Source organism: Halocynthiibacter sp. (assembly GCF_049608145.1).
In the GTDB taxonomy this organism is placed as follows: domain Bacteria; phylum Pseudomonadota; class Alphaproteobacteria; order Rhodobacterales; family Rhodobacteraceae; genus Halocynthiibacter.
Window position 1 is genome coordinate 22,985 of the sequence record NZ_JBMYXF010000017.1, and the last position, 26,078, is coordinate 49,062.

At 51.1% G+C, this 26,078-nt stretch carries 24 protein-coding genes; 13 read left to right on the forward strand and 11 right to left on the reverse strand.

Annotation, left to right across the window (positions count from 1 at the left end; translation table 11 throughout):
* Positions 1-368: 368 nt before the first annotated feature.
* The 9 genes from ACPGUT_RS07360 to ACPGUT_RS07400 all read right to left on the reverse strand — a co-directional run bounded on the left by ACPGUT_RS07360 (position 369) and on the right by ACPGUT_RS07400 (position 10,133).
* On the reverse strand, positions 369-1,478 hold the full coding sequence (locus ACPGUT_RS07360; protein ID WP_423989907.1) for an EscU/YscU/HrcU family type III secretion system export apparatus switch protein: 1,110 nt from the start codon (positions 1,476-1,478) through the stop codon (positions 369-371).
* Complete coding sequence (locus ACPGUT_RS07365) at positions 1,478-2,248, reverse strand: flagellar biosynthetic protein FliR (RefSeq protein ID WP_423989909.1); 771 nt, start codon at positions 2,246-2,248, stop codon at positions 1,478-1,480. Before ACPGUT_RS07365 ends, ACPGUT_RS07360 begins: the two co-directional genes overlap by 1 nt.
* Positions 2,245-4,335: a flagellar biosynthesis protein FlhA gene (gene flhA, locus ACPGUT_RS07370; RefSeq protein ID WP_423989911.1), complete on the reverse strand. Its 2,091-nt coding sequence runs from the start codon at positions 4,333-4,335 to the stop codon at positions 2,245-2,247. Before flhA ends, ACPGUT_RS07365 begins: the two co-directional genes overlap by 4 nt.
* Positions 4,335-5,111 carry a lytic transglycosylase domain-containing protein gene (locus ACPGUT_RS07375; protein ID WP_423989913.1) on the reverse strand — a complete coding sequence of 259 codons (777 nt, stop codon included), beginning with the start codon at positions 5,109-5,111 and terminating at the stop codon, positions 4,335-4,337. The genes flhA and ACPGUT_RS07375 overlap by 1 nt, the downstream gene beginning before the upstream one ends.
* 51 nt (positions 5,112-5,162) lie before the next feature.
* The gene (locus ACPGUT_RS07380; RefSeq protein ID WP_423989915.1) at positions 5,163-7,580 is read right to left on the reverse strand and encodes a hypothetical protein; all 2,418 of its coding nucleotides are present in this window, start codon (positions 7,578-7,580) and stop codon (positions 5,163-5,165) included.
* A 1-nt stretch (position 7,581) separates the two neighbouring features.
* Positions 7,582-8,451, reverse strand: a complete 870-nt coding sequence (gene motA / locus ACPGUT_RS07385; RefSeq protein WP_423989917.1) for a flagellar motor stator protein MotA — start codon at positions 8,449-8,451, stop codon at positions 7,582-7,584.
* 96 nt (positions 8,452-8,547) lie between these two features.
* Positions 8,548-9,210 carry a MotE family protein gene (locus ACPGUT_RS07390; RefSeq protein WP_423989919.1) on the reverse strand — a complete coding sequence of 221 codons (663 nt, stop codon included), beginning with the start codon at positions 9,208-9,210 and terminating at the stop codon, positions 8,548-8,550.
* The gene (locus ACPGUT_RS07395) at positions 9,207-9,620 is read right to left on the reverse strand and encodes a hypothetical protein (protein ID WP_423989921.1); all 414 of its coding nucleotides are present in this window, start codon (positions 9,618-9,620) and stop codon (positions 9,207-9,209) included. The genes ACPGUT_RS07390 and ACPGUT_RS07395 overlap by 4 nt, the downstream gene beginning before the upstream one ends.
* 9 nt (positions 9,621-9,629) lie before the next feature.
* A complete protein-coding gene (locus tag ACPGUT_RS07400) occupies positions 9,630-10,133 on the reverse strand; it encodes a flagellar basal body-associated FliL family protein (protein ID WP_423989923.1) in 504 nt (167 codons plus the stop codon).
* Between the two features lie 122 nt (positions 10,134-10,255).
* On the opposite strand from ACPGUT_RS07400, the gene fliF reads away from it, so the two are divergent.
* The 6 genes from fliF (at position 10,256) to ACPGUT_RS07430 (ending at position 15,143) form a co-directional block, all read left to right on the forward strand.
* Entirely contained in the window at positions 10,256-11,917 is a 1,662-nt protein-coding gene (fliF, locus tag ACPGUT_RS07405; protein ID WP_423989925.1) for a flagellar basal-body MS-ring/collar protein FliF, read from the forward strand.
* On the forward strand, positions 11,917-12,519 hold the full coding sequence (locus ACPGUT_RS07410; protein ID WP_423989927.1) for a hypothetical protein: 603 nt from the start codon (positions 11,917-11,919) through the stop codon (positions 12,517-12,519). Before fliF ends, ACPGUT_RS07410 begins: the two co-directional genes overlap by 1 nt.
* Positions 12,520-12,819, forward strand: coding sequence for a FliM/FliN family flagellar motor switch protein (locus ACPGUT_RS07415; protein ID WP_423989929.1), 300 nt, complete (start codon positions 12,520-12,522; stop codon positions 12,817-12,819). It begins immediately after the preceding gene.
* 88 nt (positions 12,820-12,907) lie between these two features.
* Positions 12,908-13,579: a flagellar type III secretion system pore protein FliP gene (gene fliP / locus ACPGUT_RS07420; protein ID WP_423989931.1), complete on the forward strand. Its 672-nt coding sequence runs from the start codon at positions 12,908-12,910 to the stop codon at positions 13,577-13,579.
* A gap of 88 nt (positions 13,580-13,667) precedes the next feature.
* On the forward strand, positions 13,668-14,645 hold the full coding sequence (gene nudC / locus ACPGUT_RS07425; protein ID WP_423989933.1) for an NAD(+) diphosphatase: 978 nt from the start codon (positions 13,668-13,670) through the stop codon (positions 14,643-14,645).
* A 33-nt stretch (positions 14,646-14,678) separates the two neighbouring features.
* Positions 14,679-15,143, forward strand: coding sequence for an SRPBCC family protein (locus ACPGUT_RS07430; protein ID WP_423989935.1), 465 nt, complete (start codon positions 14,679-14,681; stop codon positions 15,141-15,143).
* Between the two features lie 18 nt (positions 15,144-15,161).
* On the opposite strand, the gene ACPGUT_RS07435 is transcribed toward ACPGUT_RS07430, so the two are convergent.
* Positions 15,162-16,004, reverse strand: a complete 843-nt coding sequence (locus ACPGUT_RS07435; protein WP_423989937.1) for a prephenate dehydratase — start codon at positions 16,002-16,004, stop codon at positions 15,162-15,164.
* Positions 16,005-16,162: 158 nt separating this feature from the next.
* On the opposite strand from ACPGUT_RS07435, the gene ACPGUT_RS07440 reads away from it, so the two are divergent.
* The 6 genes from ACPGUT_RS07440 (at position 16,163) to fnrL (ending at position 23,436) form a co-directional block, all read left to right on the forward strand.
* Positions 16,163-16,681, forward strand: a complete 519-nt coding sequence (locus ACPGUT_RS07440; RefSeq protein WP_423989939.1) for a c-type cytochrome — start codon at positions 16,163-16,165, stop codon at positions 16,679-16,681.
* Between the two features lie 192 nt (positions 16,682-16,873).
* Complete coding sequence (locus tag ACPGUT_RS07445) at positions 16,874-18,763, forward strand: extracellular solute-binding protein (RefSeq protein WP_423989941.1); 1,890 nt, start codon at positions 16,874-16,876, stop codon at positions 18,761-18,763.
* 28 nt (positions 18,764-18,791) lie between these two features.
* Positions 18,792-19,871 carry a microcin C ABC transporter permease YejB gene (locus ACPGUT_RS07450; RefSeq protein ID WP_423989943.1) on the forward strand — a complete coding sequence of 360 codons (1,080 nt, stop codon included), beginning with the start codon at positions 18,792-18,794 and terminating at the stop codon, positions 19,869-19,871.
* Positions 19,871-20,998, forward strand: a complete 1,128-nt coding sequence (locus ACPGUT_RS07455; RefSeq protein ID WP_423989945.1) for an ABC transporter permease — start codon at positions 19,871-19,873, stop codon at positions 20,996-20,998. Before ACPGUT_RS07450 ends, ACPGUT_RS07455 begins: the two co-directional genes overlap by 1 nt.
* Positions 20,995-22,605, forward strand: a complete 1,611-nt coding sequence (locus ACPGUT_RS07460; protein ID WP_423989947.1) for an ABC transporter ATP-binding protein — start codon at positions 20,995-20,997, stop codon at positions 22,603-22,605. Before ACPGUT_RS07455 ends, ACPGUT_RS07460 begins: the two co-directional genes overlap by 4 nt.
* 96 nt (positions 22,606-22,701) lie before the next feature.
* Positions 22,702-23,436, forward strand: coding sequence for a transcriptional regulator FnrL (gene fnrL / locus ACPGUT_RS07465; protein WP_423989949.1), 735 nt, complete (start codon positions 22,702-22,704; stop codon positions 23,434-23,436).
* A gap of 41 nt (positions 23,437-23,477) precedes the next feature.
* On the opposite strand, the gene ACPGUT_RS07470 is transcribed toward fnrL, so the two are convergent.
* Entirely contained in the window at positions 23,478-24,314 is an 837-nt protein-coding gene (locus ACPGUT_RS07470; protein ID WP_423989951.1) for a universal stress protein, read from the reverse strand.
* A gap of 162 nt (positions 24,315-24,476) precedes the next feature.
* Here ACPGUT_RS07470 and ccoN point away from each other — a divergent pair, with 162 nt between their 5' ends.
* Complete coding sequence (gene ccoN, locus ACPGUT_RS07475; protein ID WP_423989953.1) at positions 24,477-26,078, forward strand: cytochrome-c oxidase, cbb3-type subunit I; 1,602 nt, start codon at positions 24,477-24,479, stop codon at positions 26,076-26,078.

Sequence of the window (26,078 nt, forward strand, 5' to 3'; positions counted from 1 at the left end):
CTTTTTTCGGGTTAATCTCCGTTGGTGTCGATCTACGGCCGTTGTTGCCAGTTTACCGGCAACTTGGTTGCGCCCGAATTGCAATCTGGCCCGGTGTTCCTGTATCTCACTTTCCACGACCAGTTCTGCCAATGCCGTATTGTGTTTGACGATCTCACGATGACACCAGCGTTTCCAAGTCTGAAGTTGCCGTATGTGATCTGAAAGATGTTCCCCGACGTGCTGATGTTCCAAGATCTGTTTCCTGCGCCGTAGTTGGGCAATTGCATCTCTGTGTTGGGTCTGTTTTTGCTGTATTTTTTGCAGATCAGATAAAGCAAGATCCAACGCAGCAGCGGTAACTTGTTGTAGGCGGACCAATTGATTGTTCATGATGCGCTTTCCCTGCTGGCAGAGAATATTTTGCGGGCCTTTTCGCGCATTTCATCCGCAAACCGGATCGCAGCAGCGACCGCCTTATAATGTTCACGCAGTATTTCGTCACCGATATCGACCGTGGCATAAAGCGCGCGTGCGGTTGGCGGATCACGTTGGATGGGGATGCCTGCTTCCGTTGCGCGTTCCCTGATCCTGAAGGCGATATCGTCGACACCTTTGGCAACACAAACGGGGGCTTTTCCGGCATTCCGATCCCATTTTAGGGCAACGGCGTAATGTTCAGGGTTCACAATGATAACATCGGCATCGGCGACATCTGCGAGCATCTGGTTCATAGCTATGGCCTGCCCTTTTTGTCGTCTCTGCATTTTGAAATGCGGATCTCCTTCCTGATTTTTCTGTTCATCCTGTACTTCTTTGCGTGACATACGGTGTTTGCGCAGGTGTTCCTGGCGTTGCCAGAGAAAATCGATCGCCCCCAGAGAGAGGGCGATTAAAAAGACAAACCCCAAAAAATTTAAAACCATATTGGTAAACGTCATGGCGACACCGCCGGGGCTGAGATGCACAGATCCAAGGATCTGATCCGTTCTGGCCAACAGGAAAAACCACGCCAAGCTGCCGTAAATAAGAAGTTTGGTGAAGCTTTTAGCGAATTCAAACAGCCCACCACGACCAAATTTATTTTTGGCGTTAGATAGAATTGAGATCCGAGATAACTTTGGTTTCAGTTTCTCTGGTGCGAAAATGAAAGCGCGTTGAGCGATGAATGCCAGGACTACGGTAACGGCAGGTAACAAAAATACAGGCCCCACGCCCTGACCAATCAAAAGTAGCCAAGAAGCGGAATATGGGGTGGCTGATCCTGCAAAGAAGTGCCGTGAAATTTGGTCAGCATTGCCCAGCATATTCATCAACATAGTGCCAGATGATTGAACGAGATAGGTGCCCATAACGGTGAATGCTATTAGAAAACCGGCGTAGACGGCTGCCGTTCCAAGATCGACAGATCTGGGAACTTCCCCTTTTTTGCGTGCCTCATCCAGCTTCTGTTGCGTGGCTTCGTGCTCTTTTTCGGTGTCTTGATCTTCGCTGGCCATTATCGATTCTCGAAAGGGTTCAGGAAAAATGAATCCAAAGCGGATGCCCAGGCGGACAGGAGGATTGGTGAAGCTGCAATGAGCAATAATAATCCGCCTGCTGTGATTGCCGGAGCACCGACAAAGGTAACCATCAATTGCGGCATGGCACGGTTAATGACGCCAAGGGCGAAGTTGTAAATAAGAGATGCGATCAGGAAAGGGGCGGATAAAGTGAACGCCAGATTGAATGTCTTGATTAATCCCATAAGCCCCCAGTTGTGCAAAGCGGAGGCATTGGGAAAAGCGCCGAAAGGCAAAACCTCGTAAGATAATACAAGATATGTTGCCAGTTTTACATGAAGGTCATTCATAACGGCCAACGCCAGCCCCGCAAAAAATAAGATGTGTCCCATAGCTGGGGCGGGCTCTCCGGCGCCGCCGAAAATCTGGGACAGTGATGTTGATTGGGCGATAATTGCACCTGCGGTTTGCAATGCGAGAATGAAGAAACGTACACTGAACCCCAGAGCCAAACCAATGACAACCTCTGCGAAAAAACCGAGCCCTATCTGAGGTACGGATTGCGAAATCTGCAGATCTGGGGCGATTGCCGGGGCCACAACGGTTGTGAATGCGAAGGCCAAGAAAAGGCGAACGCGTATGGATACCATTTGCTCCCCGAATGCGGGAAACAATGCCATTGCTGCGCCCACGCGCAGAAACACAATAGTACCAGTCCAAAGGGTCTGTTCGCCGAGATCGGTCGCGAATTGAAACAATGCGTTCATGCGGGTACCATGCCGATCAAAGCGGGTTTACTGTCGGTTCCAATTTCTTCAAATGAAAACACAGGGTTCTGGATGCCTCTGGAAGATAGCACCGTTCGCAGAAACCGCCGACGCAGCCTAGATGTGATAAGAGCTGGGTAAACGCCATCGTTGCCCGCGGTCGCAATTTTTTCTGCAACGCCATTTGCGAGTTTGTTGAAATCGTCAGGTGGCAAGGCAACATCAACCTGCCCCCGTTCGCCTTCGATCTGATAAGTGTCAAAAGTTTCTTCCCATTCCGGGGCAAGTTGCAGAAGTGGCAGGCTGCCATCGGGGCGTTTCATTTCTGCAATCAATTGAAAACCAAGACGTTGGCGCACATGTTCATTGATTGATTCAGGGGTGGCGGCTGTGCCCCGGGCTTCGGCAATAGATTCGAGGATCAATGGGAGGTTGCGGACTGAAACGCGTTCTTCAAGCAACAAGCGCATCACCGATAACAGCAGGTCTACGGGTACTTTCTCAGGGATCAGGTCGTCCAGTAGACGTTTGTTCCCTGCAGCGCGCCCCTGATCTGACAGATTTGTAAATTCAGTCAGAAGTTTATTCAGGGATTTCAGTGTCAGTAAACGTGGGAAGTTCTTTTTGATGACTTCGAGAAGATGTGTTGCCAGAACTTCGGCGGGGGCAACAATGGTGGCCCCTGTCACAGCGGCGCTGTCCTGGTGTTCACGGCTGATCCAGCGAGCCTGTGCCCCATACACGGGTTCTTGGACATCTTCGCCTGGCGGAAGCTGATCGGGATTGTCGGACATCAGGGCCAGGACCATATCCGGAAATAACCTGTCGTGAGCTTGTTCAACCCCTTGGATACGCATAACATATGATCCCGGTGTCAAAATCGCATTATCAGTCAGTCGGATTTCAGGCAGGATCAGCCCGAATTCTTCGGCTACATGGGAACGCATATTATTGATGCGTGCATCCAGCCCAGTGGCGCTGTCGAGAACCATCGCAACAAGATCCGGTGCGAATTCGACATGCAGATCATCGAGATCAAGCATGTCTCCCAATAGTTTCTCGACCGGTTCCGGATTGGCAGTGTCTTCCAATGTTAAATCGTCCACCGTTCCGGTGGGGTTTTTGAAGATGTAATAAGCCGCTCCGCCCAAAATACCAGCACCGAGCATAAACGGAATGAAGGGCAGACCAGGGACCAGGGCGAAGAGGGCCATAAGTACTGCAACGGTTCCCAGGGCCTGGGGGTGGCGCCCCATCTGGTCCAGCAGGGCAAGATCGGTGGCACCGGTTGTCCCGCCACGGGCAAGCAGAAGCGCGGCTGCGATTGAGATGATGACAGCAGGAATTTGGGTAACAAGCCCGTCGCCAACAGTCAGAATAGTGTAGGTTTCAAACGCTCGGCCAAGATCCATGCCATGGACAAATGTGCCGATCAATAGGCCCACTATAAGATTCAAAAGTGTAATTAAAAGACCCGCGACTGCATCACCTTTGACAAATTTGGATGCGCCATCCAGTGAGCCAAAAAACGTGGTTTCGGCCTGTTCGGTTGCGCGCCTGCCCTTGGCTTCTTCGTGACCGATTGCGCCTGCGGCCATATCAGCATCAATGGCCAGTTGTTTCCCCGGCATAGCATCCAGTGCGAAACGCGCGCCGACTTCTGCCATGCGGGCGGCACCTTTGGTGATGACCATAAAGTTCACAATCATCAATACACAGAAAATGACGAGACCCATGAAAACATTGCCACCCATTACGAAATTGGCAAACCCCTGAATAACTTCGCCAGCTGCGCCGGTACCGGTATGGCCATTACCGATGATCAGCTTTGTTGACGAGACGTTTAACGACAAACGCAACATGAGGGACGCCAATAGAATGGTTGGGAAAGAGGAAAAATCCAGTGGGCGTTGAATGAACAATGTTACCGTGAAAATCAGTATTGCCAGGGCAAACGATGTGGCAAGCCCGACGTCAAGCATCCAGGCTGGTACAGGCAGGATCATCATTACAATAATCGCCATCAAAGCGACGGCCAGGAGAATGGTGGGTTTAAATAGGTCTTGTGAACTTAGAAATGATGACATCAGTTTTGGGATCCCAACAGATTTCTTGGCTGCCCCGTTCCACCAAGAGCGACAAGTGATCCAAGGCTTTGGGCTCCCGTGGCGCGTTGCAACAGCGGGTATCGGTTCACGCGGGGCTGTGGGGCAGGTTGGGGGGGCGTTGTCGGAGAAGAAGATGCCTGAATGGCTTCCCCTGGGGAAGGCGAAAGTTCTGGAGGAGAATTTGTGAGGGCCGTACGAAAACGTCGGAAGCGTTCTTTGTATCGGTTCGCGTAACGTGGTGTACGGGAATGATAAGCGCCGGCCGCATCATCCCAGTTGCCCTTTTCTGCAAAAAGTTCAGAGAGATAGCGTGCCGCGTATCGGGCATTGGTCAGTGGGTCAAACATATCTTCAACAGAGTCGAAATGTTGTCCGTGCCAGCGGTAATTTATCTGAAAACACCCAACGTCAAAGCTACGTGCGCCCCGTGCAAAATGTTCGAGAACATAACTGAGTGCGTCCGCAGGATTGTCAAACCAGCGACCAGCGCCTTCCATATTGACTGTCCAAGGCCAGGGCTGTGTTCTATTATTGCGACGCCGCCCGGTTTCGGTTCTGGTGATCGCCTGAAGGACAGAAACGGGAACACCGCTTTCGACCGCGGCTTGGTGGGCAACCTGATCGCAGGTTTCGGAGGGAACGGAAGATAGGGCTGTTGTGGCGGAAACCAGAAATATGACCAGTGTGGGCGAAAAAAATCGGAGCCACTTGGGAAGCCGATGGAACACCACCTGGCCGAAATAAATAAGATGCATTGGGTCGCCGTTCTGACTGACTGAATTGATCTCAGGCTACGCCAGTACCCTTTACAAGTCGTTACTATGCATAGCATCCCTTGGGGGGGAGAGTGACTTCAGTAATGCATCCAGAGCTTCCCGTTCTTTTTTGCTTTGAGAAAGCTGTGCTTGCCCGGTTGCAAGATCATCCACTGGTTCGGGGGTAATCAAAGGTTCCTCCTGATGATCCAACATGATCTGAGCCGCCGTGGAATGGAGGGGGAGAGTTTCAATTTCCGTGATGTCCTGCCATTGCCCTTGTCGCCACAATAGATCCGGTATTGTTTCGGACAGGTTATTATCGCGGGCGGATGTGATCGCACTGTTAAGATCATCCATTGAAAGGTAAATCCGGTGACGTAAAGCAGCTGCAATTGGAGAAGCTAGGCCTTCTGAAAGATGTAGTGCTTCGTCTAAGTTGCCACGAAGAAAGGCTGCACGAGCGAGAAGCAACTTGTCGTCTGCGGTGAAGTCGTCACCTACATTCAGAACCTGTCGTCCAGCAGTTTCCATGCCGAGATCGATCAGGCGGGTGGCAAGATCACGTCTGGTTTCAATGGAAATTCGGGGCGCACGCAATGATTCCCGATAGTGATAAAACAGGGTAAGAAAGTCAGTGTCGTCTGCTGCGGTCAGTATTCCTTCTGTGAACTCTTCCCATGCAAAACGCATATCGAATGGGCGTATTTGCCCATCTAGTTGTTCCAATGCGTTGCTGGCCCGTGCATATTGATGCTTTTGAGAGTAAATACGTGCGAGCAAAAACTGTATTTTGACGCCTTCTTCTGTTCCATCGTATTCAAATGCCAAAGCTTCAGCATTTCCAACGATCTCCGGCGCGATATCGGCATGCCGTTCCAGCGCAGATTGAAGGAAAACCTGCAGTGCATCCAGTGATAATGCTGTGTTGTCATGAACGATGTCTAATAGTGTTTCGTCGGCCGCATTCTGTTGTCCTTCAACGAGATCAACCATTGCACCCGCAAGTTTAACTTCGGATGAGACATCTTCATTTCCCCGTCCTATCGCCGTCTGTAGAAGCTGAACGCGAGAAAGATCATTGACGCGGGTATAATAGCGAATGAGGCGGGCGCCGTAGTAGCTGCGTAAATGCGGTGGCAGTGATGTTGCAACTTCTAGGACTGCGTTATGATCAACGCCCTGGGCTGGAATGGAACCAATTTCTAAGATGGCCCAGAAGGCCCCCGCGTTCGGGCAATTTCGGAGTGATGCCAGTGGGCCAGATGAATCAGTATCATAGGCATCGGACAGCGAGGCAATTTGGGCAAGTGCGCGTGTTTCATCGGTTTGATCTGGCAGTAACTTCAGGATCTGGACAGCTTCGGCACCGAAAGATGCATATAGATAAGACCGAACAAGCTTGATTGCAGCAGTTTCATCTAACTGATCCCGGCCATCAAGCAGGGCCATGCGGGCATTTGTCAGGGTCTTGGGGATATTGTCTGGATCACCCCATGTTCGTATGTCCAGTTTCTCGCCCAATTCACAGCTTAGGTGTTCATCAATGACGTTTACACCTTGAATGGCATGTATCAAACTTTGATCAATGCTGGTATCTGCAGTGATGTTAAAGTGTTCCGGAAGAGTATTGTCTGCTGGTATTTCAGCGTCGAGTTCCGGCGGCGTGGATATTGCGACATCTGTGGGTGTCATTTCCTGGGGAATGTCCGGCAAGTGCGCGTCAAGCAGGCCCTGGCTGGCGGCGCGTTCCAATTCGCGCAGAAGAATGGCTTCTGTCTCTGAACGACGTTCTGAATGCATAGCACCTGCTGTCGTGTCGATTGGCATATCAGAGGTCGGGGGCATATTTTGAGCTGTAATCTGCTGGATCTGTTGTGCCGCAAACAGCTCGAGTGGTGGAGTTTCGTATATTTTGGCCGTGCGGTTGGTTGTCAGGGGTAGGTGTAAAATTGCAGCTGGAGGGGAAGGACGCGATCTGAGCGTTGTGTTGATACGATCCGCTGTACTGGGCGCGGATAACGCCGGAGTGGGTGTGTTTGTTTCTGTTTGGGTCTCTTCCTGGATGAACGTATTCTCGAAAGGCGACCCTTCAGGAGCAGGGCCGTCTTTTATGTCCACGACGAGTTTCCCATCCCGGAAGTTGAAGGCATCGAGATGGCAATCACAACTGACATTGAGAGATAATGTTGTATTTTCTGTGTCGTACTCAACCCCTGCCAGCCGATTGCGAGTTATTTTTCGATAGATTTCTGAAGTGTCGGCTTGGAAACCGTCTTGTATAATACGAAGATTATATCCTCGATCTGTTCGCCCAATTGTCCAATCAGGAATATCCTGTTCAAATTCCAAGACAAGCCTTGAGAATGATGGATGGTCGCCTGAACGCAAAACGACTGTTTCCGCTGATGCCGTTTGTGGGATGAGGAAATATACTAGCAACGCCAGGGACTTCAGGAGGTGTTTCACGTCAGGCCGCCCCTTTTTTCACATCTTTCAGGGCTTCTTCCAATTCAGAGAAGGACGGTCTGTTGTGGCCCGGGGTGTTTTGTCGGCCAACTTCGATACAGATGTTTGTGGCATGGTTGTGAAGATTGGCGACTAGGACTTCGCGGATCAGCTGATGAAAATGTCCGTCTTCTTCGATGACAGTTTTAACGCGGGAGGCCATCGGACCCACAAATCCATAGGCAAGAAATACCCCCAAGAATGTACCGACCAGAGCGCTGCCGATCATCTTACCCAATATTTCTGGAGGCTGATCAATAGATCCCATAGTTTTAATAATACCAAGAACCGCAGCAACAATTCCCAGCGCAGGAAGGCCGTCTGCAAGCGATTGCAACACATGGCTGGAATGCAGCGCGTGATGTTGATTTGCCTCCATACGTTTTTCCAGAACTTCTTCCACCTGGTGGGGGTCGTCATAATTCATAGAAGCGGATCGCATGGTATCGCAAATCAGATTAACCGCCTCTTTGTCTGACAGGATTTTTTCATAGTTGGCAAAAATGGAAGAAGTTTCAGGCTGTTCAATGTGTTCTTCAAGGCCAACAGGGTTTTGCCGGGCAAGCCGGATCAGTTCGAAAAGCAGACAAAGAAGATCTCGGTAATCTTCGGGCTTCCATTTCGGACCTTTAAAAACTTTCCCAACATCTTTGAGCGTGTGTTTGATACCGCCAATGTCATTGGAGAGGACTGTCGCGCCAATGGCGGCTCCGCCGATCATTGTCATCTCAAACGGCAGGGCTTTGAGAATAACCCCCATTTTGCCACCCGCCGCGAGATAGCCGCCAAAAACCATGACGAAAATAATTATAATACCAACGATGCCTACCACAATATATTCTCCGGATTGAGCAACTTGCAGCCATTTGCCGCTGCCTCACAATTGCAAAAGAGGGTTAAAAAATTCCTCGCATGTCCTGTGTATTGTTTACTCTCTCGGGGCATTTGCGTTTCTGCCGGCAAGAAATATACTGATTCTATATGCCGTTTCGGGATCCAGCCCTGCAAAAACAGCAGCGGCTGCATCGGGGCGCATGCGTCCGAGAAAGCCCGCTGCGAATTCGTTATCCATCGTTTCGAATAGGGCAGCTGCGTCTTTTGGCTTCATGTTTTCATAGACAGAGGTGAGACGGGTGAGGTCGTCTTCTGCGGCGGTTTCGGAACGCGCCATCGTAGCAGCCAGCGCATTTTCGGCGGCAATCAGACGTTCCAAATTGGCGGTATATGCGACTTCAGCAATCGACAGGGCCTGCATGCGTTCTTCGATATAGCGTTCCTGTGCTTCGATGCGGGTCTGGCGCGTTTGAAGATCAGTAAGTAAATCGGAAATGCCTGCTTCTGGTTCGCAGGTTTGCGGCATGCCTTGCGTCGTTTCTGATGTATTGGCCGCAATCGAACTGAGTTCTTTCGCAAGCGCCTGTCCGGTTTCGCCGCCAAGGCGGACGAGGCCGGACAGCAAAAATAAAAGCATAACGGTCAGCAATGCGCCACGGCTAGATGATTTGCGTTTCTTTTTCCGTTTAGGGGCTGGCGCGGCAGATTTTGCCTTATCTGTAGTTGCAGCTTTGTTTGTGATTTTCCTCCGGATCATTGGGATGCTTCCTGAGGTGGGGTTGGATGGCGCAGAAATAAAATATCTGATGAAGGTTCGGATGAGGTTTCTGATGTAGTGGCCTGAACATTCTCGGGCGGTTTCGGAGGGGTCGGCTCAGGAGGTGCGGGAAGGTCATGAAGAGATGCAACTAGAAGTTCCAACCTTCTGGCGGCCGCTTCAGCGCGAACAGTCAGAGTTTCAAGCGTATCTGTCGAAGAGACAGCCGCGGTCTGCACCTGCCCGAGCGTTTTGGTCATATCGTCAACCTGAACGCTGAGAATAGCGACAGCACCGCCAACCCCTTGTTCAAGATCATTGAATTTGGCTAACCGCCGGGACAAAACGAAACAATACAGCGAGGCACCAAGTGCGCCAGCTACCAATAAAATATCCGCAATTAAATTCATTTCTTCCCCCTAGTTCAGGACAAATTCAGAAACGAGTAGGTCATTAACCCGACCATCCCCCGTCACGATCTGTACCCGCCGCAACATTTGCGCGCGCAATTGAACAAGCGCACCTGGTCTTTCCAGGTCCTCTAGGTCCACTGCGCGCAGGTAGTTATTCAGAACGTCAAGCACTCTGGGCATCAGTAACATCACGTCCGCTTCATATTCCTGGCCAACTTCCAGATGGGCGACAAATCTTAAATGCGCTGCGCGGGAATTTTGGCGTAAGTTGATGACAAGCGGATCTAGGGCGATAAATGAAATGCCATTCAGAGGTTCGACCAAAATCGGTTCTTCCTCAGTTTCGTTTTCCATGGGCATGTCGGTGCCCAGTATCAGGCCACTAGATACCGCGAAAAACCCCCCGCCAGCACCGGCAAGGGCAAGGACCAGCCCAATTATCATGGGCAGTTTCGATTTTTTAGCGGGAGCTTCGCCCTCTGCATCGCCGGATATGTCGTCTTCAGCCATGGCACACCATTTTTTTTCTGTCTGAACCAATATAGACCGCCAAGAGCTAACCGATTGTTAAGGCTGTTGAGAGAAACTGTTCGTATGGCGGGAAGAAGTTTCGCCTTAACGGGAGTAATGAATTGCAGCAGGTAATTTCTGTATGGGCCGGGTTAGATGGACGTCGCCGGATTGTCGTGATGGTTGCAACACTTGTTATGTTTGCATCTGTCATGGCGTTGACGCGAATCGCATCTTCACCGGGCCTTACACTTTTATATGCAGGGCTTGAAGCTTCAACAGCGGGCGATGTCGTTGCGGCGCTTGAACAGCGCGGTGTGAAATATGACGTGCGGGGCGGCGCGATATATGTAGAGGGTAGCCGCCGCGATGAATTGCGGATGACGCTTGCAAGCGAAGGCCTGCCGGCCAGTGGCGGGGCCGGGTATGAATTGCTGGATTCGCTTTCAGGGTTCGGGACCACATCGCAAATGTTTGATGCAGCCTACTGGCGTGCGAAGGAAGGCGAACTGGCCAGAACGATTGTTGCCAGTCCTGCTGTGCGCAACGCTCGGGTTCATATCGCAAATTCCTCGGGTCAGTCTTTCAGGCGCGATATATCACCTTCTGCATCGGTGACGATTACCCCTGCAGGAAGTGGTTTGTCCGCCGGACATGCACGTGCGCTACGCAACCTTGTGGCGTCGGCTGTGGCGGGGCTGAACGCTGAAAATGTTTCGGTTATTGATTCAACCAATGGACAGGTGATCGGAGCTGAGGATGCAGGCAACCAACTGGGTGGAGATGACAAAGCCGTAGAGTTAAAAGAAGCAGTTAGTCGATTGCTGGAAGCACGGGTAGGGCCCGGAAATGCTGTCGTGGAAGTCAGTGTAGAGACAGTAACAGAACAGGAATCAATAATTGAACGAACGATTGATCCTGACAGTCGGGTTGCGATCAGCACCGACACGACGGAAACTTCAAATAATTCAGAAGATTCGCGATCGGGTGGGGTTTCTGTGGCAAGCAATTTACCGGAAGGCGATGCTGCGGGTTCCGGCGGCAGTTCCAATGCGCGCAACAGTGAAACCCGGGAACGTACAAATTTTGAGATTTCCGAAACCCAGCGCGAAGTTCTGAGAAAACCAGGTGCGATCAGACGAATTAGTGTCGCGGTCCTTGTGAATGGAGTCAGCGGTCTAGATGATGCCGGAGAAACAGTTTTCACCCCTCGATCTGATGAAGAACTGGCCGTTCTGCGTGATCTCGTTGCCTCTGCAGTTGGTTTCATTGAAGCGCGTGGAGACGTAATTGCAATCCGTTCTCTGCAATTTGAACCAGTATTCGCTGCGGGAACGGAACCGATCAGTGGCCTGTTTCAGGCTATGCATATAGATGTCATGACGATCATTCAGCTCGTGGTCTTGGCGGTTGCAGCGGTGCTGCTTGGAATTTTTGTTGTCAAACCGATCCTGACGGCACCGCTGATCCAAGAGAGTGTGACGTCCTCTCCGACCAGTTTGCCCGCGCCTGTCGCGGGTAATGAAAATACGCCGGCTATTCCTGAATTCAACACATCGCCACCACCGGGAACTTTGCCAGAGCTTCCAGGGCAGATTTTGACAGGTGAAATTGACAATAGTTTTGTGCCTGGTGGGATGTCCGTTGTGGATGACTTCGATCTGCCAGAGGACTTTACCGGAGGTGATCCCGTAGCACGACTTAAAGATATGATTGAGGACCGCCAGGAGGAAGCCGTTGAAGTGCTGCGCAGCTGGATGGAAGATCCGAAGGAAGCCACCTGATGTCACGCCTGAAACTGGAAGAGTTTGAACTTTCACCGGTACAGAAAGCGCCAGTATCGGCAGCAGTTTCTGCACCTATTGGGGAGGCTCAGACTGAAGAAGACAAGCTGGAAGCTTTTGAAAACGGGTATAAAGCTGGATGGGATGATGCGGCCCGTTCGCATTCTGAAAACCTTGAACATGTCTCTGTTGAACTCGGGCGAAACCTTCAGGAATTGTCGTTTACTTTCCACGAAGCGCGCACACAAATTTTAAAGGACATGAGAGCGGTTTTTGAAGAACTTCTTGCAAAAATCCTGCCTGAGATCGCGAATGGAAACCTGCCTGCCATCATTGCAGAACAGATTGCTGTTATTGCTCAACGTGACGCCCAGACGAAAATCGAACTCCGAGTGCACCCTTCAAATATTGATGTCGTTACACGCTTTGTAGCCGCGCAGTCTTTCCTGCAGGTCGAAGTCATGCCGGAACCTTCATTCGGAGAAGGTCAAGCGCGTCTGCTGTTTGCAGATGGTGAACAGAATATCGATTTATCCGAGGTTCTGACCTTGGCGGAAGAGAAAACACAGGGATTTTTTAATCATAACGAGAAGGCTGGATAAATGAGCGATAACATCGAAGCAGACGCCCTGAATGAAATTTCCAACACTGAAAATCCATTCACACAAGTGCCGATTGAAATTACAATTTCGGTTGGGAAGGCCCGGCCAATGGTGAAGGAATTGTTGTTGTTGGGGCCAGATGCGGTGTTGCCCCTAGATCGTGGTGTTGACGATCCGGTTGAACTTTATGTGGGCGACAAACTGATCGCCCGCGGAGAGTTACAAGAAGTGGAAGATGATCCTAATGGACAGCTTGCTGTACGTCTGACCGAAATTGCCGACCTGCAAAGCGGAATTTAAGATGTCATTTGTTTGTCATAGGGGCGGCCTCTTCTATCTTCATATTTCAACTTTAATATTATTTTGCTTCACTTTGTGCGGTCCCGTGATGGCACAGGATTTCAGTGTATCCTTTGGGGACAATGCTTCACTGACTGCACGCAGTATCCAGCTGTTTATACTGATTACAATTCTGTCTGTTGTACCTGGCCTGGCCATTATGGTGACGTGTTTTCCCTTTATTGTAACGGTTTTGTCCATTTTGCGCCAAGCGATTGGTCTCCAACAGGCCCCTCCCAATATGCTGATTGTAAGCCTTGCATTATTTCTAACGTATTTTGTTATGGAACCGGTCTTTATGGCAGCTTGGACGGGGGGTGTTGATCCACTTCTTGCAGGAGATATCGAGGTAGAGCAGGCCTTTATACAGACCATGGATCCATTTCGTGGTTTTATGGTGGCTCGCGTTGATCCGGACACATTTGCAGCGTTGTCTGACTTACGGCCCGATGAAAATGCAGTGGCAATGTCAAAAGACAGCGAGCTTTCTATTCTGGTGCCGTCATTTTTACTAAGCGAAATTTCTAGGGCGTTTGAGGTCGGGTTCCTAGTCTTTCTGCCTTTTTTGATCATTGATCTGGTCGCGGCGGCGGTTCTGATGTCCATGGGCATGATGATGGTGCCGCCAGCGGTCGTCTCACTTCCCTTTAAACTTGCGTTTTTTGTGGTTGCGGATGGATGGTCACTGGTGTCGTCTGCTCTTGTGCGCAGTTACTTTTAGCTGCGCGAGCCAATTGCCAATTCGACCACAACATGTCACCAGTTCGAGAGTGGAAATGCGAACAATCCGGCCTGTCAGGAAATAAGTGATGAAACATGCGGAAACCGTAACCTTTGGCGGAAGTGGCCTGAACCGTGCCGCAGAGCTGCGTGGGCAAACGGAAAAAATAGCGGCATTATTGCTGAAAAACGATACACGGATTTTCCCGATTTGGCGTGGGCGTGTATTGCTGTCTGTGCTTTCAGCCGGAACAAGGCAGGTTGCGAACTGGATTACATCAGGGCACCCGCTTATGGAATTTGCAGGGGATGCGCCGGTTTTTCTGGGATTTGATGGCGATTGTGCTTGTTTTGCGATTGACGTTTCTTCCTGGCAACCAGACGCATTTGACGCGGAAGCATTTGGGCAGTTTTTTGATACAACTGAATATCGGCATGCATCATTGCCTGAGGGGCAGCGTTTTATCGAATTGCGTGCGGCCATGACGGCGTTGACTGCGCGCGAAGCAGAGTTGCTTGCTACGGCAAAATCTGTTCTGTCTTGGCACGAAAGTCACGGATTTTGCGCCCGTTGCGGGTCTGCCAGTGTCATCGGGCAAAGTGGGTGGCAAAGAGATTGCCCATCTTGCAAAACACCACATTTTCCCCGTACCGATCCGGTGGTGATTATGCTGATCACACATGGGAATGATGTTCTGGTTGGCAGAAGCCCGGGGTGGCCCGAAGGGATGTATTCGCTGCTGGCTGGGTTCGTGGAACCGGGTGAAACAATGGAAGCCGCCGTACGACGTGAGGTCAAAGAAGAGGCTGGGCTTGAAGTGGGTTCTGTATCTTATCTTGCCAGTCAACCCTGGCCGTTTCCTTCGTCTTTGATGTTTGGGTGTGCTGGTGAAGCTCTTACGAGAGAGATCACAATTGATCCAACCGAGATCGAAGATGCACGCTGGGTGTCGCGAGAAGAAATGGCACGGGCTTTTGCCGGAGAGCACCCTGAGATATTGCCTGCGCGGATCGGAGCAATTGCACATTTTATTTTGTTTAACTGGCTGTCAGATCGTTTAAAGTAGATCGCAATGTCAGAAGTTCAGGAATGATTGAATATGAAGTTTACAGCAAAGCATGACATCGAAGCCCCGATTGAGGAGGTTTTCGCATATTGTTCTGACTTTCCGGCATTTGAACAGAAAGCATTTGAACGTGGAATCAATGTGGCGCGACGAATGACATTGGTTCAGCCTGGTGCGCAGATTGGCTGGGATATTCGTGTAAAGATGCGCGGGCGCCCACGCGATTTACAGGTTGAACTGACCGGTTTTGAGGCCCCAAACAGTATGACTCTGAACGCCATCGGCGGAGGTGTCACAACGGATCTGGTTATTGATTTTGTGTCGCTTGCACGTAACCGGACACGTCTAAATGTGTCTTTTGACACACGTCCTAAAACGATGGGCGGGCGTCTACTGGTTCAATCTCTGAAGCTTGCGAAAGGGACACTGAATCGCAAGCTGCAGAAAAGATTGTCAGACTTTGGGACGCGGATCGAAGATGAACTGCAAAACGCCTGATCTGAATTCGTACTGGGTTTAGTGACGTTTTTGTTCTGCAGGGTAACTGCCCAACAAGATCAGTTCTGATGTGAAATATTCCAATTCATCCAGAGCGCGTCGAACTGCGGCGTCATCCGGGTGCCCTTCGATTTCTGCGTAAAACCGGGTCGCCATAAAGGATCCGTCAACCATATAGCTTTCAAGTTTGGTCATGTTGACGCCGTTGGTCGCGAAACCACCCATTGCCTTGTACAGCGCTGCCGGGATGTTGCGGACGCGGAAGACAAAACTGGTCACCATGCCGTTTGGTGCCTCTGATCTGCGGGAAAGGTCCGCATCTCGGCCCATGACAACAAAGCGAGTGGTGTTGTGACCGTGGTCTTCCAGATCCTCGGCTAAGACTTCCAGCCCATGAATTTCACCTGCCAGTGAGGATGCTAATACACCTTCACCTGGTGTGTTGTTTTGGGCTAGATCAGCAGCTGCACCGGCGCTGTCTACGGCGGCAATGCCTTCAATATTATGTTTCTTCAGGAAGGCAGCGGATTGGGGAAGTAAGACCAGATGCGCACGCACTGTGTGAATATCGGAAATCTTTGTGCCTTTGGGGGCCAGCAGGCTAATGCGGACACGTACAAAGGTTTCATCCATAATATGGAGACCACTGTCGGGCAAAAGCCTGTGCATGTCCGCCACACGTCCATAGGTCGAATTGTCGATCGGCAACATGCCGAGATCTGCTTGGCCGGCGTTAACGGCGTCAATCACAGCTTCAAATGTCTGGCAGGGGAGAGGTTCCAGATTCGGACGGGCATTGACACAGGCTTCATGTGAATAAGCCCCAAGTGCCCCCTGAAATGCGATTTTCCCTGTTTTCATAGTGTCTGTCCTGTCACAAATACGCGTTTGACCACATTTTTCGATAATCGGTCGCTTCGCCGCACAAACTACAGCTTGCGTCACGGCAGGGGAAGCGGATAGATAGATTGAAACTCCGTCCGGTACGGAAATAGCGACATCCAAAACGGAAAAGCGATATGTTCGACACTATGACTTTCACCAAGATCCTCGGCGGCTTCTGCGGCGCTTTCCTGATCTTTCTTCTTGGCAAATGGGCTGGAGAGAGCCTCTATCACACCGGCGGTCCGGATGCGCATGGCGAAGCGCACGCGGATGCATATCCGATTGAAACCGGTGACAGCCACGGTGGTGAAGAAGAAGTGGAAGTCGATTTCGCAACACTGGTGGCTGAGGCTGATATTGGTAAAGGCGAGCGCGTATTCAACAAATGCCGCAGCTGCCACTCTATCGAACCAGGCGTGAATGGCACAGGTCCATCCCTGTTTGGCGTCTTTGATCGTGACGTTGCATCTGAAGCTGGCTTTGGCTTTTCAGGCGCGCTGGACGGTATCGAAGGCAACTGGGATGTGGATGCTTTGAACGCATTTCTGCAAAGCCCGAAAGGTTTCGCACCAGGTACTGCAATGTCTTTCAACGGCCTGCCAAAAGATGCAGATCGTGCGAACATCATCGCATGGCTGGCTACTCTGAACTAAAGGTTCGGATATGTTTACAGGAAAGCCGCCCCATTTCGGGCGGCTTTTTTGTTTTTAGGACCGCCCGGGGAAATAACCGGCGGGTTCATGCAAAACACGATGTGTTCACACATTATCAACTTGATTGTTATTGGCTCGCAACTAGGCTGAGTTTTAACTAAATTGAGAGAAACTCATAAAGGGGAGAGCGATATGATCAGGGCAAAAGCTGCAAGCATCGCAAAAGATGGACAGAGCAGATTTCTGAGTTTTGCTTTTGCTTCAATGACGATTGCGATATTGGCACTCCCTTTATCTGCTCAGGAAAACCTGATTACTTCTCATGGGATTTCGCCTTTCGGAAATCTCAATCTGCCTGCAGACTATGACCATCTCCCATATGTGAATCCGGATGCGCCCAAAGGTGGCGAAATTTCCACTTGGGCACCGGGATCGTTTGATTCAATGAACCCATATTCAACCAAAGGCCGTGCAGGGGCATTGTCATCGATCATGTATGAACGTCTACTTGATAGCACGGCGGATGAACTTGATGCCGTGTATGGTTGGGTTGCGAAAAGCCTGACCTACCCTGAAGATCGATCCTGGGTGATTTTTGATCTGCGTCCTGAAGCGCGTTTTTCCGATGGGTCGCCACTGACCGCGTCAGATATCGCGTTTTCATATGAGCTGCTGTTGGAGAAGGGCCTACCAAGCTTTCGTGCGCAGCTGGCCCAGAAAGTTGAAAGTGCGGAGGTTCTGGCACCGGATCAGGTGAAGTTTACTTTTAAGGAGGGTATTCCAACCCGTGATTTGCCCTCTCTTGTTGGGTCTCTGCCGATTTTCTCTCAGATGCATTATGAAACTGAGGGGCTTGATCTGGAAGAATCTTCCATGATCCCAATCATGGGGTCGGGTCCTTATATCGTTGGTGAAATTGATACTGGGCAATCTATCACCTATCACCGGAACCCTGATTACTGGGGGGCAGATCTGCCTATTAATCGGGGTCGCCATAATTTTGATCGTATCCGTGTGGAATACTACGCGGATTATCAGGCAGCTTTTGAGGGGTTTAAAGGCGGCAGCTATACATTCCGCAGCGAAGCATCGTCTAAAATATGGGCCACTGCATATGACTTTCCGGCTGTTGAAAATGGTTGGATCGTGAAAGGTGAACTTGCGAACGGAAACATCCCCCCCGGGCAGAGCTTTGTTTTTAATCTGCGCCGCCCGCAGTTTCAGGACCGGCGTGTGCGCCAGGCCATCGGGCTGATGTTTAATTTTGAATGGTCGAATGAAACCTTGTTTTACGGCATTTATGATCGCGGGGATTCCTTTTGGGAAAATTCGGATCGTGCGGCAACCGGCTTGCCGTCTGAGGAAGAGCTGGCTTTGTTGACGCCGCTTGTGGCGGATCTGCCGCCGGGAGTTCTGGATGGTCAAGTCAGCGCTGTGACCACCTCTGGCACGCGTCAGCTTGATCGACGCAATCTGCGCAAAGCTTCACGTTTATTGGACGATGCTGGCTGGATCGTTGGGGATGACGGCATGCGTCGCAATGCCGAAGGTGATATCCTGACCATTGAGTTCCTGAATGACAGCCAGACCTTTGATCGCGTGCTGAACCCCTATGTGGAAAACCTGCGTGCGCTGGGCGTGGATGCGGTTCATAACCGGGTTGATAATGCCCAAGCCGTTAATCGCGAACGCAATTTTGATTTTGATTTTGTGACAGCCCACTACCCCATGAGCAACGTTCCTGGTGGTGGTCTGGAACAGTATTTCGGATCTGACAGTTGGGAAGTTTCGCTGTTCAACAAAGCTGGCGTGCATTCTCCGGCGATTGACGCGCTGATTGAACATGTCAAAGCCGCAGAAAACGAAGATGAATTGCGTATTGCGGTGCGGGCACTTGACCGGGTGTTGCGGGCGGAATATTTCCGGGTTCCACAATGGTACAAAGGGGCCCATACGGTTGCCTATTACGATATGTTTGAATACCCGGAAAACCTGCCACCTTATGACTTGGGGTATCTGGATTTCTGGTGGTACAACCCGAAACGGGCGGCTGAACTTGAAGCGGCCGGTGCGTTTCAGTAAGATCTGTTAATCAGGAAAGAAGAACCCGATGGGCGCGTATATTCTCCGGCGGTTGCTGCTGATCATTCCGACTTTGCTTGGCATTATGATCATCAATTTTGCGCTGATCCAATTCGTGCCTGGCGGTCCGATTGAACAGATCCTTGCCCAGATGGAAGGGGGCGGGGACGCTTTCGAAAGCATTGCTGGGGGCGGAGATGCCGGTATCGACACTTCTGATGGTGAAACCTACGCGGGTTCGCGTGGGTTGCCTGAAGATTTCATCAAAGAGCTTGAGATCCAATTTGGGTTCGACAAGCCTGCCCACGTTCGTTTCCTGAATATGATGTGGGATTATATGCGTTTTGATTTTGGCGAAAGCTACTTTCGTTCCATTTCCGTAACCGACCTGGTGCTTGAAAAAATGCCAGTGTCTATCACGCTTGGCCTTTGGTCCACGTTGATCGCATATATGATTTCCATTCCGCTGGGTATTCGCAAGGCGATACGCGACGGCAGCAGCTTTGACACATGGACATCTGGGGCGATTATTGTGGCTTATGCGATCCCGGGGTTCTTGTTCGCTATTCTGTTGCTGGTTTTATTTGCAGGCGGGTCTTACTGGAAAATCTTCCCGTTGAGAGGCCTGACATCTGACGGGTTTGATGACCTTAGTTTCCTGGGGCAGATGAAAGACTATTTCTGGCATATTGCGCTGCCGGTCCTGGCTACGACAATTTCTAGTTTTGCGACGCTGACGCTTTTGACGAAAAACTCGTTCTTGGATGAGATCCGCAAGCAATATGTGGTTACCGCGCGGGCCAAAGGTTTGTCTGAAAGCAAAGTTCTTTATGGACATGTATTTCGCAATGCAATGCTTTTGGTGATCGCCAGCTTCCCAGCGCTGTTTGTTGGCGTGTTCTTTGGCAGCTCACTGATCATTGAAAATCTGTTCTCGCTGGATGGATTGGGGCGGCTTGGGTTTGAGGCCGTGATCGCCCGGGATTATCCCGTTGTGTTTGGTACATTGTTCGCCTTTAGCCTGCTAAGCCTGCTTGTGGGGATCATTTCTGATCTGATGTATGTGTTCATTGATCCCCGGATCGATTTTGAATCGAGGAAAAACTGATGTCTGCCACGACACGTCCCCCCCGACTTTCCCCGTTGAACCAACGTCGGTTGCGAAATTTTCGCGCCAATAAACGTGCGTTCTGGTCTTTGGTTGTCTTTAGTTTCCTCTTTATCGGGTCGCTTTTTGCGGAATTCTACGTGAATGATAAGCCTGTCTTGATCCGTCATAATGACGGCTATTACATGCCGATTTTTAACTTTTACCCGGAAACGGCCTTTGGCGGGGATCTGCCCACTGAAGCGCAATACAAATATGAAGACGTGCAATGTCTGATCGTCACCGGCGGACTGGAAAGTTGTTGGGATGACCCGGAAGGTGTTTTGGAAGACGCGAAAGATGGTATTGTTGATGGGGAAGAGATCAACGCGGGATGGATAATCTGGCCGCTTATTCCATATAGTTATACGACCATTGTCGATATCCCCGGTGCCGCGCCTTCAGCCCCTGATGCGAACAACTGGCTAGGGACAGACGACACAAAGCGCGATGTTCTCGCGCGGGTGATCTATGGGTTCCGTTTGTCGATTATGTATACGCTGGTTGTTACCGTGATTGCGTCTGTGATTGGGATTGTTGCTGGGGCTGTGCAGGGATATTTCGGCGGCTGGCTGGATCTTGTGTTCCAGCGGGTGTTGGAAATTTGGGCAGCGACGCCAACGCTTTACGTTATCATTATCTTGTTTGCGATCATTGGGCGCAGCCTGTCGTTGCTGATCTTCGTCTCGATCTTGTTTGGCTGGACAGCGCTGGTAGGCGTTGTCCGCGCGGAATTTCTGCGGGCCCGTAATCTTGAGTATGTGCGCGCGGCAAAGGCGTTGGGCGTTTCAGACACGGTCATCATGTTCCGCCATATGTTGCCCAATGCAATGGTCGCGACATTGACATTCTTGCCCTTCATCGTGACGGGGCAGATCGCCACATTGGCCACGCTTGATTTCCTGGGCTTTGGTTTGCCATCGTCTGCACCCTCGCTGGGAGAGCTGACGCTTCAGGCCAAGCAAAACCTGCAGGCACCTTGGCTTGGTTTTACCGCATTCACGGTTTACGCCGTGATGTTGTCGCTTCTTGTGTTCATTTTCGAAGGTGTCCGTGATGCCTTTGATCCGCGAAAGACGTTTAAATGACCCGGATTATTGAAGTCGAAAACCTGCAGGTCAGTTTTTCGCAGGATGGTAAGAAAACCCCTGCGGTACGCGGATGTTCCTGGTATGTAGAACAGGGCGAAACCGTTGCAATTGTGGGGGAATCCGGTTCGGGTAAATCTGTGTCGGCGCTTTCGACTGTTGGCCTTTTGCCCGACAGCGCCGAAGTAACGGGATCGGTGAAATACCGTGGTGAAGAAATGCTTGAAGCGACTGAGGCCGATTTACGGCGTGTGCGCGGCAATGACATCAGCTTCATTTTTCAAGAACCCATGACATCCTTGAATCCCTTGCATACAATCCGCAAGCAACTTGCTGAAAGCCTGCTGTTGCACCAAGGTTTGCGGGGGCAGCAAGCCGAAGAACGTATTTTGGATCTGCTTCATAAAGTCGGTATCAGGGATGCCGAAAATCGCCTGAATAGCTATCCGCATCAACTGTCCGGTGGCCAGCGCCAGCGTGTGATGATCGCTATGGCTTTGTCCAACAAGCCAGACCTTCTGATTGCGGATGAACCGACGACCGCCTTGGATGTAACCATTCAAGCGCAGATCCTAGAACTTCTGGCTGAGCTTCAAAAAACCGAAGGTATGAGCCTTGTTTTCATCACACATGATCTGGAGATCGTCCGAAAATTCGCCGACCGGGTGTATGTGATGCAGCAGGGCGAAGTGGTGGAACAGGGGCCGGTTGAACAGATTTTCACCACTCCTGAACACCCCTACACCCAGACCCTTCTTGGGGCCGCGCCAACGGGCGATCCTGTGGCTGTGCCTGAAGATGCTCAAGATATTATATCTACGGATGGCCTGCGGATTTGGTTTCCGATTTATCGCGGATTGCTGCGAAAAACGGTTGGGCATGTAAAGGCCGTAAACGAGGCAACCATTTCTGTTCGGCAGGGGGAAACCCTTGGTATTGTGGGGGAATCCGGTTCCGGCAAAACGACGCTGGCCTTGGCGATTATGCGTCTGATCAGATCTGAGGGTCCGATTGTCTTTATGAAAGACGATATCCGGGGACATAAAGGACGTGATCTGCGTGATCTACGTAAAGATATGCAGATCGTGTTTCAGGATCCGTTCGGATCGCTGTCCCCGCGTATGTCGGCTATGCAGATCATAGCTGAGGGTTTGAAGGTTCACGGGATCGAAGATGGGCGTAGTGAACGTGAATTGGTTGCCGAAATGATGCAAGAGGTCGGGCTTGATCCGTCTATGATGGATCGGTATCCGCATGAATTTTCAGGGGGGCAGCGTCAGCGCATAGCCATTGCCCGTGCGATGATCCTGCGTCCGAAGCTTGTGGTGTTGGACGAACCGACCTCTGCGTTGGATATGACGGTTCAGGTTCAGATTGTAGATCTTCTGCGCGACCTTCAGAAAAAATATGGCCTGGCGTATCTTTTTATCAGTCACGATCTGAAAGTCGTGCGGGCGCTTAGCCACAAAGTTATCGTCATGCGCAATGGTGACATTGTGGAAACTGGGGACCGGGAGAAGATATTTACGGCGCCTGAAAGCGACTATACGCGGGCACTTATGGCTGCAGCCTATGATCTTTCCGCCGCAGATGCTGTTGAGATTTGATTGAAACTATGGCATTGGCAAGAATGCCCTGTGTGTATGAATCGGGGGTTGTCAGTGGAAAGTTTGGAACAGTATCGCTGCAGGAACCGTTATTAAATGTCACAGCAAACACCTGATATTCGCCCTAAGACCTGCGACACCTGCCCAATCCGGGCACGGGCGGTCTGTGCGCATTGTAATGGCTCGGAACTGGAAGAACTGGATCAGTTCAAGTATTACCGCACGTACGAAGCTGGTCAGCCAATCATTTTCGCGGGCGATAAGCTGGAATTCGTCGGGTCTATCATCAAAGGCGTTGCCACGCTGACGCAGACGATGGAAGATGGCCGCACCCAGATGACCGGGTTGTTGTTGCCATCTGATTTTGTGGGCCGACCCGGACGGGAAACATCATTATATGATGTGACGGCGACGACCGATGTTGTGATGTGCTGTTTCCGCCTCGCCCCTTTCGAAGCGCTTCTGGCCCGTACGCCGCATCTTAGCCAACGTCTTCTTGAAATGACATTGGATGAACTGGATTCCGCACGGGAATGGCTTTTGTTGCTAGGGCGCAAGACCGCACGCGAAAAAATCGCAAGCCTGCTGACATTTATTTCTAAACGTCAACATGAGCAGACAGCAGACCTTCTGGATCTGGATATTTGCTTTGATCTGCCTCTGACACGTGAATCTATGGCGGATTATCTTGGTCTGACGCTGGAAACCGTTAGCCGGCAGATATCAGCGCTGAAACGCGAAGGTATTATCACGCTTGAGAAAAACCGCAGTGTTACAGTGCCTGACATCACAAAGCTCTATCAGGAAACCGGCGACGATTACGCGGCCTAAAGCATCTGCACCACCAAGGGGCGGTGCAGATTGAAATTTGCTTAGTGTGAGAACAACACAGGCTTTTCAATGTTCTGCAACATGTCCCGGGTCGCGCCGCCCAGAATGGCTTCGCGGAAACGGGAATGCCCATAGGCTCCCATGACCATCAGACCAGCATCGATGTCGGACATATGGCGCATCAAAACATCTGAAATGCGTGGCATGGATTTTGACAGAACAGAAATCTGCGTTGTCACCCCGTGGCGTGCCAGCATTTTTGACAGCGGGCCACCGGGATCAGAACGGTCAGCACTGTGTACAGGCGGATCGATTACGGCGATTGAAACAAGTTCGGCTGCCTTGAGAACAGGCAGGGCAGCACGAATTGCAGCCAATGCTTCGGGGCTTTCGTTCCAGCCTATGACAATGCGGCGGGCGTCGATCTTGGCAAACTTCTGTGGACAGACCAGCAGTGGAACCCTTGCGTCAAACAGAGCTGATTCGCAAATTGCTTCGTATTCGGCGCCTTTGCCTTCCCCATAGGGTTGCGGCATAATCACCAGGTCCGCAAAGCGTGCTCGGCTTGCAACATACCGGTTCAGAAGGGGTAAATGCACCACACCTTCGTCCACTGCCCAGCGAGTGCCTTCGCCTCGCAGACGTTCTTTTGATGCCTTTGCTATATCGGATGCGCTTTTGACTGCATCATTGCGGGCATCCTGTTGTATCAATGCGTTAGCCCCTGCATACAGGTGTGCAGTAGGGGTGCGGTCAAGCCCCATGGCCAGCACATCCAAGTGCGCATCTGCCTGACGGCTGATCTCAATTGCGGCTGAAAGCGCAGATTTGTCCAGATCGGCCTCTGGCAGCACGCTCATGATTGAGTTGTACCCCATGTGAGGTCTCCATTTTCTAAAATAACTGTAGCGACATTAACCCGCAGCTAGGGTTAAATGTTTGACATGGATCAAGGAATGGAAGAGGCCATCATTCCATAGGACTGATACACGGGAAAATGCGTCTCCGAATCCTGGGGGCGCGACGGAAGGAGCAACTTTATGTGGGACTATGTGAAAATTGCCGCGCTTGCGGTGATCACCCTGCTGGCAGCGATCGCGGCGTCATATGCGCGCGACCTCGCATACCAGGTTCACGCGGTGATTGTCATGCTTGTCGCGGGCGGACTATTTCTCTGGAATGTACGACGCGCTGACGAAGTGCCGGCACCGGCAAGCGGTGAATATATGGATGACGTCGTAAGATACGGTGTTGTCGCAACTACGTTCTGGGGCGTTGTGGGTTTCCTTGTCGGAACCTTTATTGCATTTCAGCTGGCCTTTCCGGCGTTGAACCTGTCCATCATGGATGGGATCGGAAACTTTGGTCGTCTGCGTCCGTTGCATACTTCTGCCGTGATTTTCGCTTTTGGTGGTAACGCGCTGATCGCCACATCTTTCTACGTTCTGCAGCGCACCACTGCTGCCCGTCTCTGGGGCGGCAATCTCGCGTGGTTTGTGTTCTGGGGCTACAATCTGTTCATCGTATTGGCTGCAACCGGCTATCTGCTGGGCGCGACACAATCCAAAGAATACGCGGAACCTGAATGGTATGTCGATATCTGGCTGACCATCGTCTGGGTTGCATATCTTATTGTGTTCATGGGCACGCTGATGAAACGGAAAGAACCCCACATCTATGTGGCGAACTGGTTCTATCTGTCTTTCATCATCACCGTGGCCATGTTGCACATTGTGAACAACTTGTCCCTGCCGGTGTCCATCTTTGGATCCAAATCCGTGCAGCTGTTTTCCGGTGTGCAAGATGCGATGGTTCAATGGTGGTATGGCCACAACGCGGTTGGTTTCTTCCTGACTGCGGGTTTCTTGGGCATGATGTATTACTTCGTTCCAAAGCAAGCTGAACGTCCAGTTTATTCTTACAAACTGTCCATCATTCACTTCTGGGCGCTGATCTTCCTGTATATCTGGGCTGGACCTCACCACTTGCATTACACCGCTTTGCCTGACTGGGCCGGTACATTGGGCATGGTCTTCTCAATCATCCTGTGGATGCCGAGCTGGGGTGGTATGATCAACGGTCTGATGACCTTGCAAGGGGCTTGGGACAAGCTGCGCACAGATCCAATCCTGCGTATGATGGTTGTGTCTCTGGCGTTCTACGGCATGTCCACCTTTGAAGGTCCGATGATGTCTATTCGCGCTGTGAACTCGCTGTCGCACTACACCGACTGGACCATTGGTCACGTGCATTCTGGTGCGCTTGGTTGGAACGGCATGGTGACATTTGGTGCGCTGTACTTCTTGTTCCCCAAACTGTGGAACAAAGCGGGCATCTATTCCAATAAAGCCATCAACTGGCATTTCTGGTTGGCGACTGTGGGCATCGTTCTGTATGCGGCGTCCCTGTGGGTCACCGGTATCATGGAAGGCCTGATGTGGCGTGAAGTGGATGCAAACGGGTTCCTCGTGAACACATTTGCTGACACTGTAGAAGCTAAATTCCCAATGTATGTGGTTCGTAGTCTCGGCGGTGTTCTTTACCTCACTGGTGCGCTGATCATGGCATGGAACCTCTGGATGACTGTTGCGAAAGGTGCGCCAAAAGAAGACGCATCCCCCGCAATGGCACCCGCAGAATAA

What these genes read in the sequence shown, in the direction of transcription:
- ACPGUT_RS07360 (WP_423989907.1), bottom strand. Translation starts at nt 1,478, where the DNA reads ATGGCCAGCGAAGATCAAGACACCGAAAAAGAGCACGAAGCCACGCAA.
- ACPGUT_RS07365 (WP_423989909.1), bottom strand. Translation starts at nt 2,248, where the DNA reads ATGAACGCATTGTTTCAATTCGCGACCGATCTCGGCGAACAGACCCTT.
- flhA (WP_423989911.1), bottom strand. Translation starts at nt 4,335, where the DNA reads ATGTCATCATTTCTAAGTTCACAAGACCTATTTAAACCCACCATTCTC.
- ACPGUT_RS07375 (WP_423989913.1), bottom strand. Translation starts at nt 5,111, where the DNA reads ATGCATCTTATTTATTTCGGCCAGGTGGTGTTCCATCGGCTTCCCAAG.
- ACPGUT_RS07390 (WP_423989919.1), bottom strand. Translation starts at nt 9,210, where the DNA reads ATGATCCGGAGGAAAATCACAAACAAAGCTGCAACTACAGATAAGGCA.
- ACPGUT_RS07395 (WP_423989921.1), bottom strand. Translation starts at nt 9,620, where the DNA reads ATGAATTTAATTGCGGATATTTTATTGGTAGCTGGCGCACTTGGTGCC.
- ACPGUT_RS07400 (WP_423989923.1), bottom strand. Translation starts at nt 10,133, where the DNA reads ATGGCTGAAGACGACATATCCGGCGATGCAGAGGGCGAAGCTCCCGCT.
- ACPGUT_RS07410 (WP_423989927.1), top strand. Translation starts at nt 11,917, where the DNA reads ATGTCACGCCTGAAACTGGAAGAGTTTGAACTTTCACCGGTACAGAAA.
- ACPGUT_RS07415 (WP_423989929.1), top strand. Translation starts at nt 12,520, where the DNA reads ATGAGCGATAACATCGAAGCAGACGCCCTGAATGAAATTTCCAACACT.
- fliP (WP_423989931.1), top strand. Translation starts at nt 12,908, where the DNA reads ATGGCACAGGATTTCAGTGTATCCTTTGGGGACAATGCTTCACTGACT.
- nudC (WP_423989933.1), top strand. Translation starts at nt 13,668, where the DNA reads ATGAAACATGCGGAAACCGTAACCTTTGGCGGAAGTGGCCTGAACCGT.
- ACPGUT_RS07430 (WP_423989935.1), top strand. Translation starts at nt 14,679, where the DNA reads ATGAAGTTTACAGCAAAGCATGACATCGAAGCCCCGATTGAGGAGGTT.
- ACPGUT_RS07435 (WP_423989937.1), bottom strand. Translation starts at nt 16,004, where the DNA reads ATGAAAACAGGGAAAATCGCATTTCAGGGGGCACTTGGGGCTTATTCA.
- ACPGUT_RS07440 (WP_423989939.1), top strand. Translation starts at nt 16,163, where the DNA reads ATGTTCGACACTATGACTTTCACCAAGATCCTCGGCGGCTTCTGCGGC.
- ACPGUT_RS07445 (WP_423989941.1), top strand. Translation starts at nt 16,874, where the DNA reads ATGATCAGGGCAAAAGCTGCAAGCATCGCAAAAGATGGACAGAGCAGA.
- ACPGUT_RS07450 (WP_423989943.1), top strand. Translation starts at nt 18,792, where the DNA reads ATGGGCGCGTATATTCTCCGGCGGTTGCTGCTGATCATTCCGACTTTG.
- ACPGUT_RS07455 (WP_423989945.1), top strand. Translation starts at nt 19,871, where the DNA reads ATGTCTGCCACGACACGTCCCCCCCGACTTTCCCCGTTGAACCAACGT.
- ACPGUT_RS07460 (WP_423989947.1), top strand. Translation starts at nt 20,995, where the DNA reads ATGACCCGGATTATTGAAGTCGAAAACCTGCAGGTCAGTTTTTCGCAG.
- fnrL (WP_423989949.1), top strand. Translation starts at nt 22,702, where the DNA reads ATGTCACAGCAAACACCTGATATTCGCCCTAAGACCTGCGACACCTGC.
- ACPGUT_RS07470 (WP_423989951.1), bottom strand. Translation starts at nt 24,314, where the DNA reads ATGGGGTACAACTCAATCATGAGCGTGCTGCCAGAGGCCGATCTGGAC.
- ccoN (WP_423989953.1), top strand. Translation starts at nt 24,477, where the DNA reads ATGTGGGACTATGTGAAAATTGCCGCGCTTGCGGTGATCACCCTGCTG.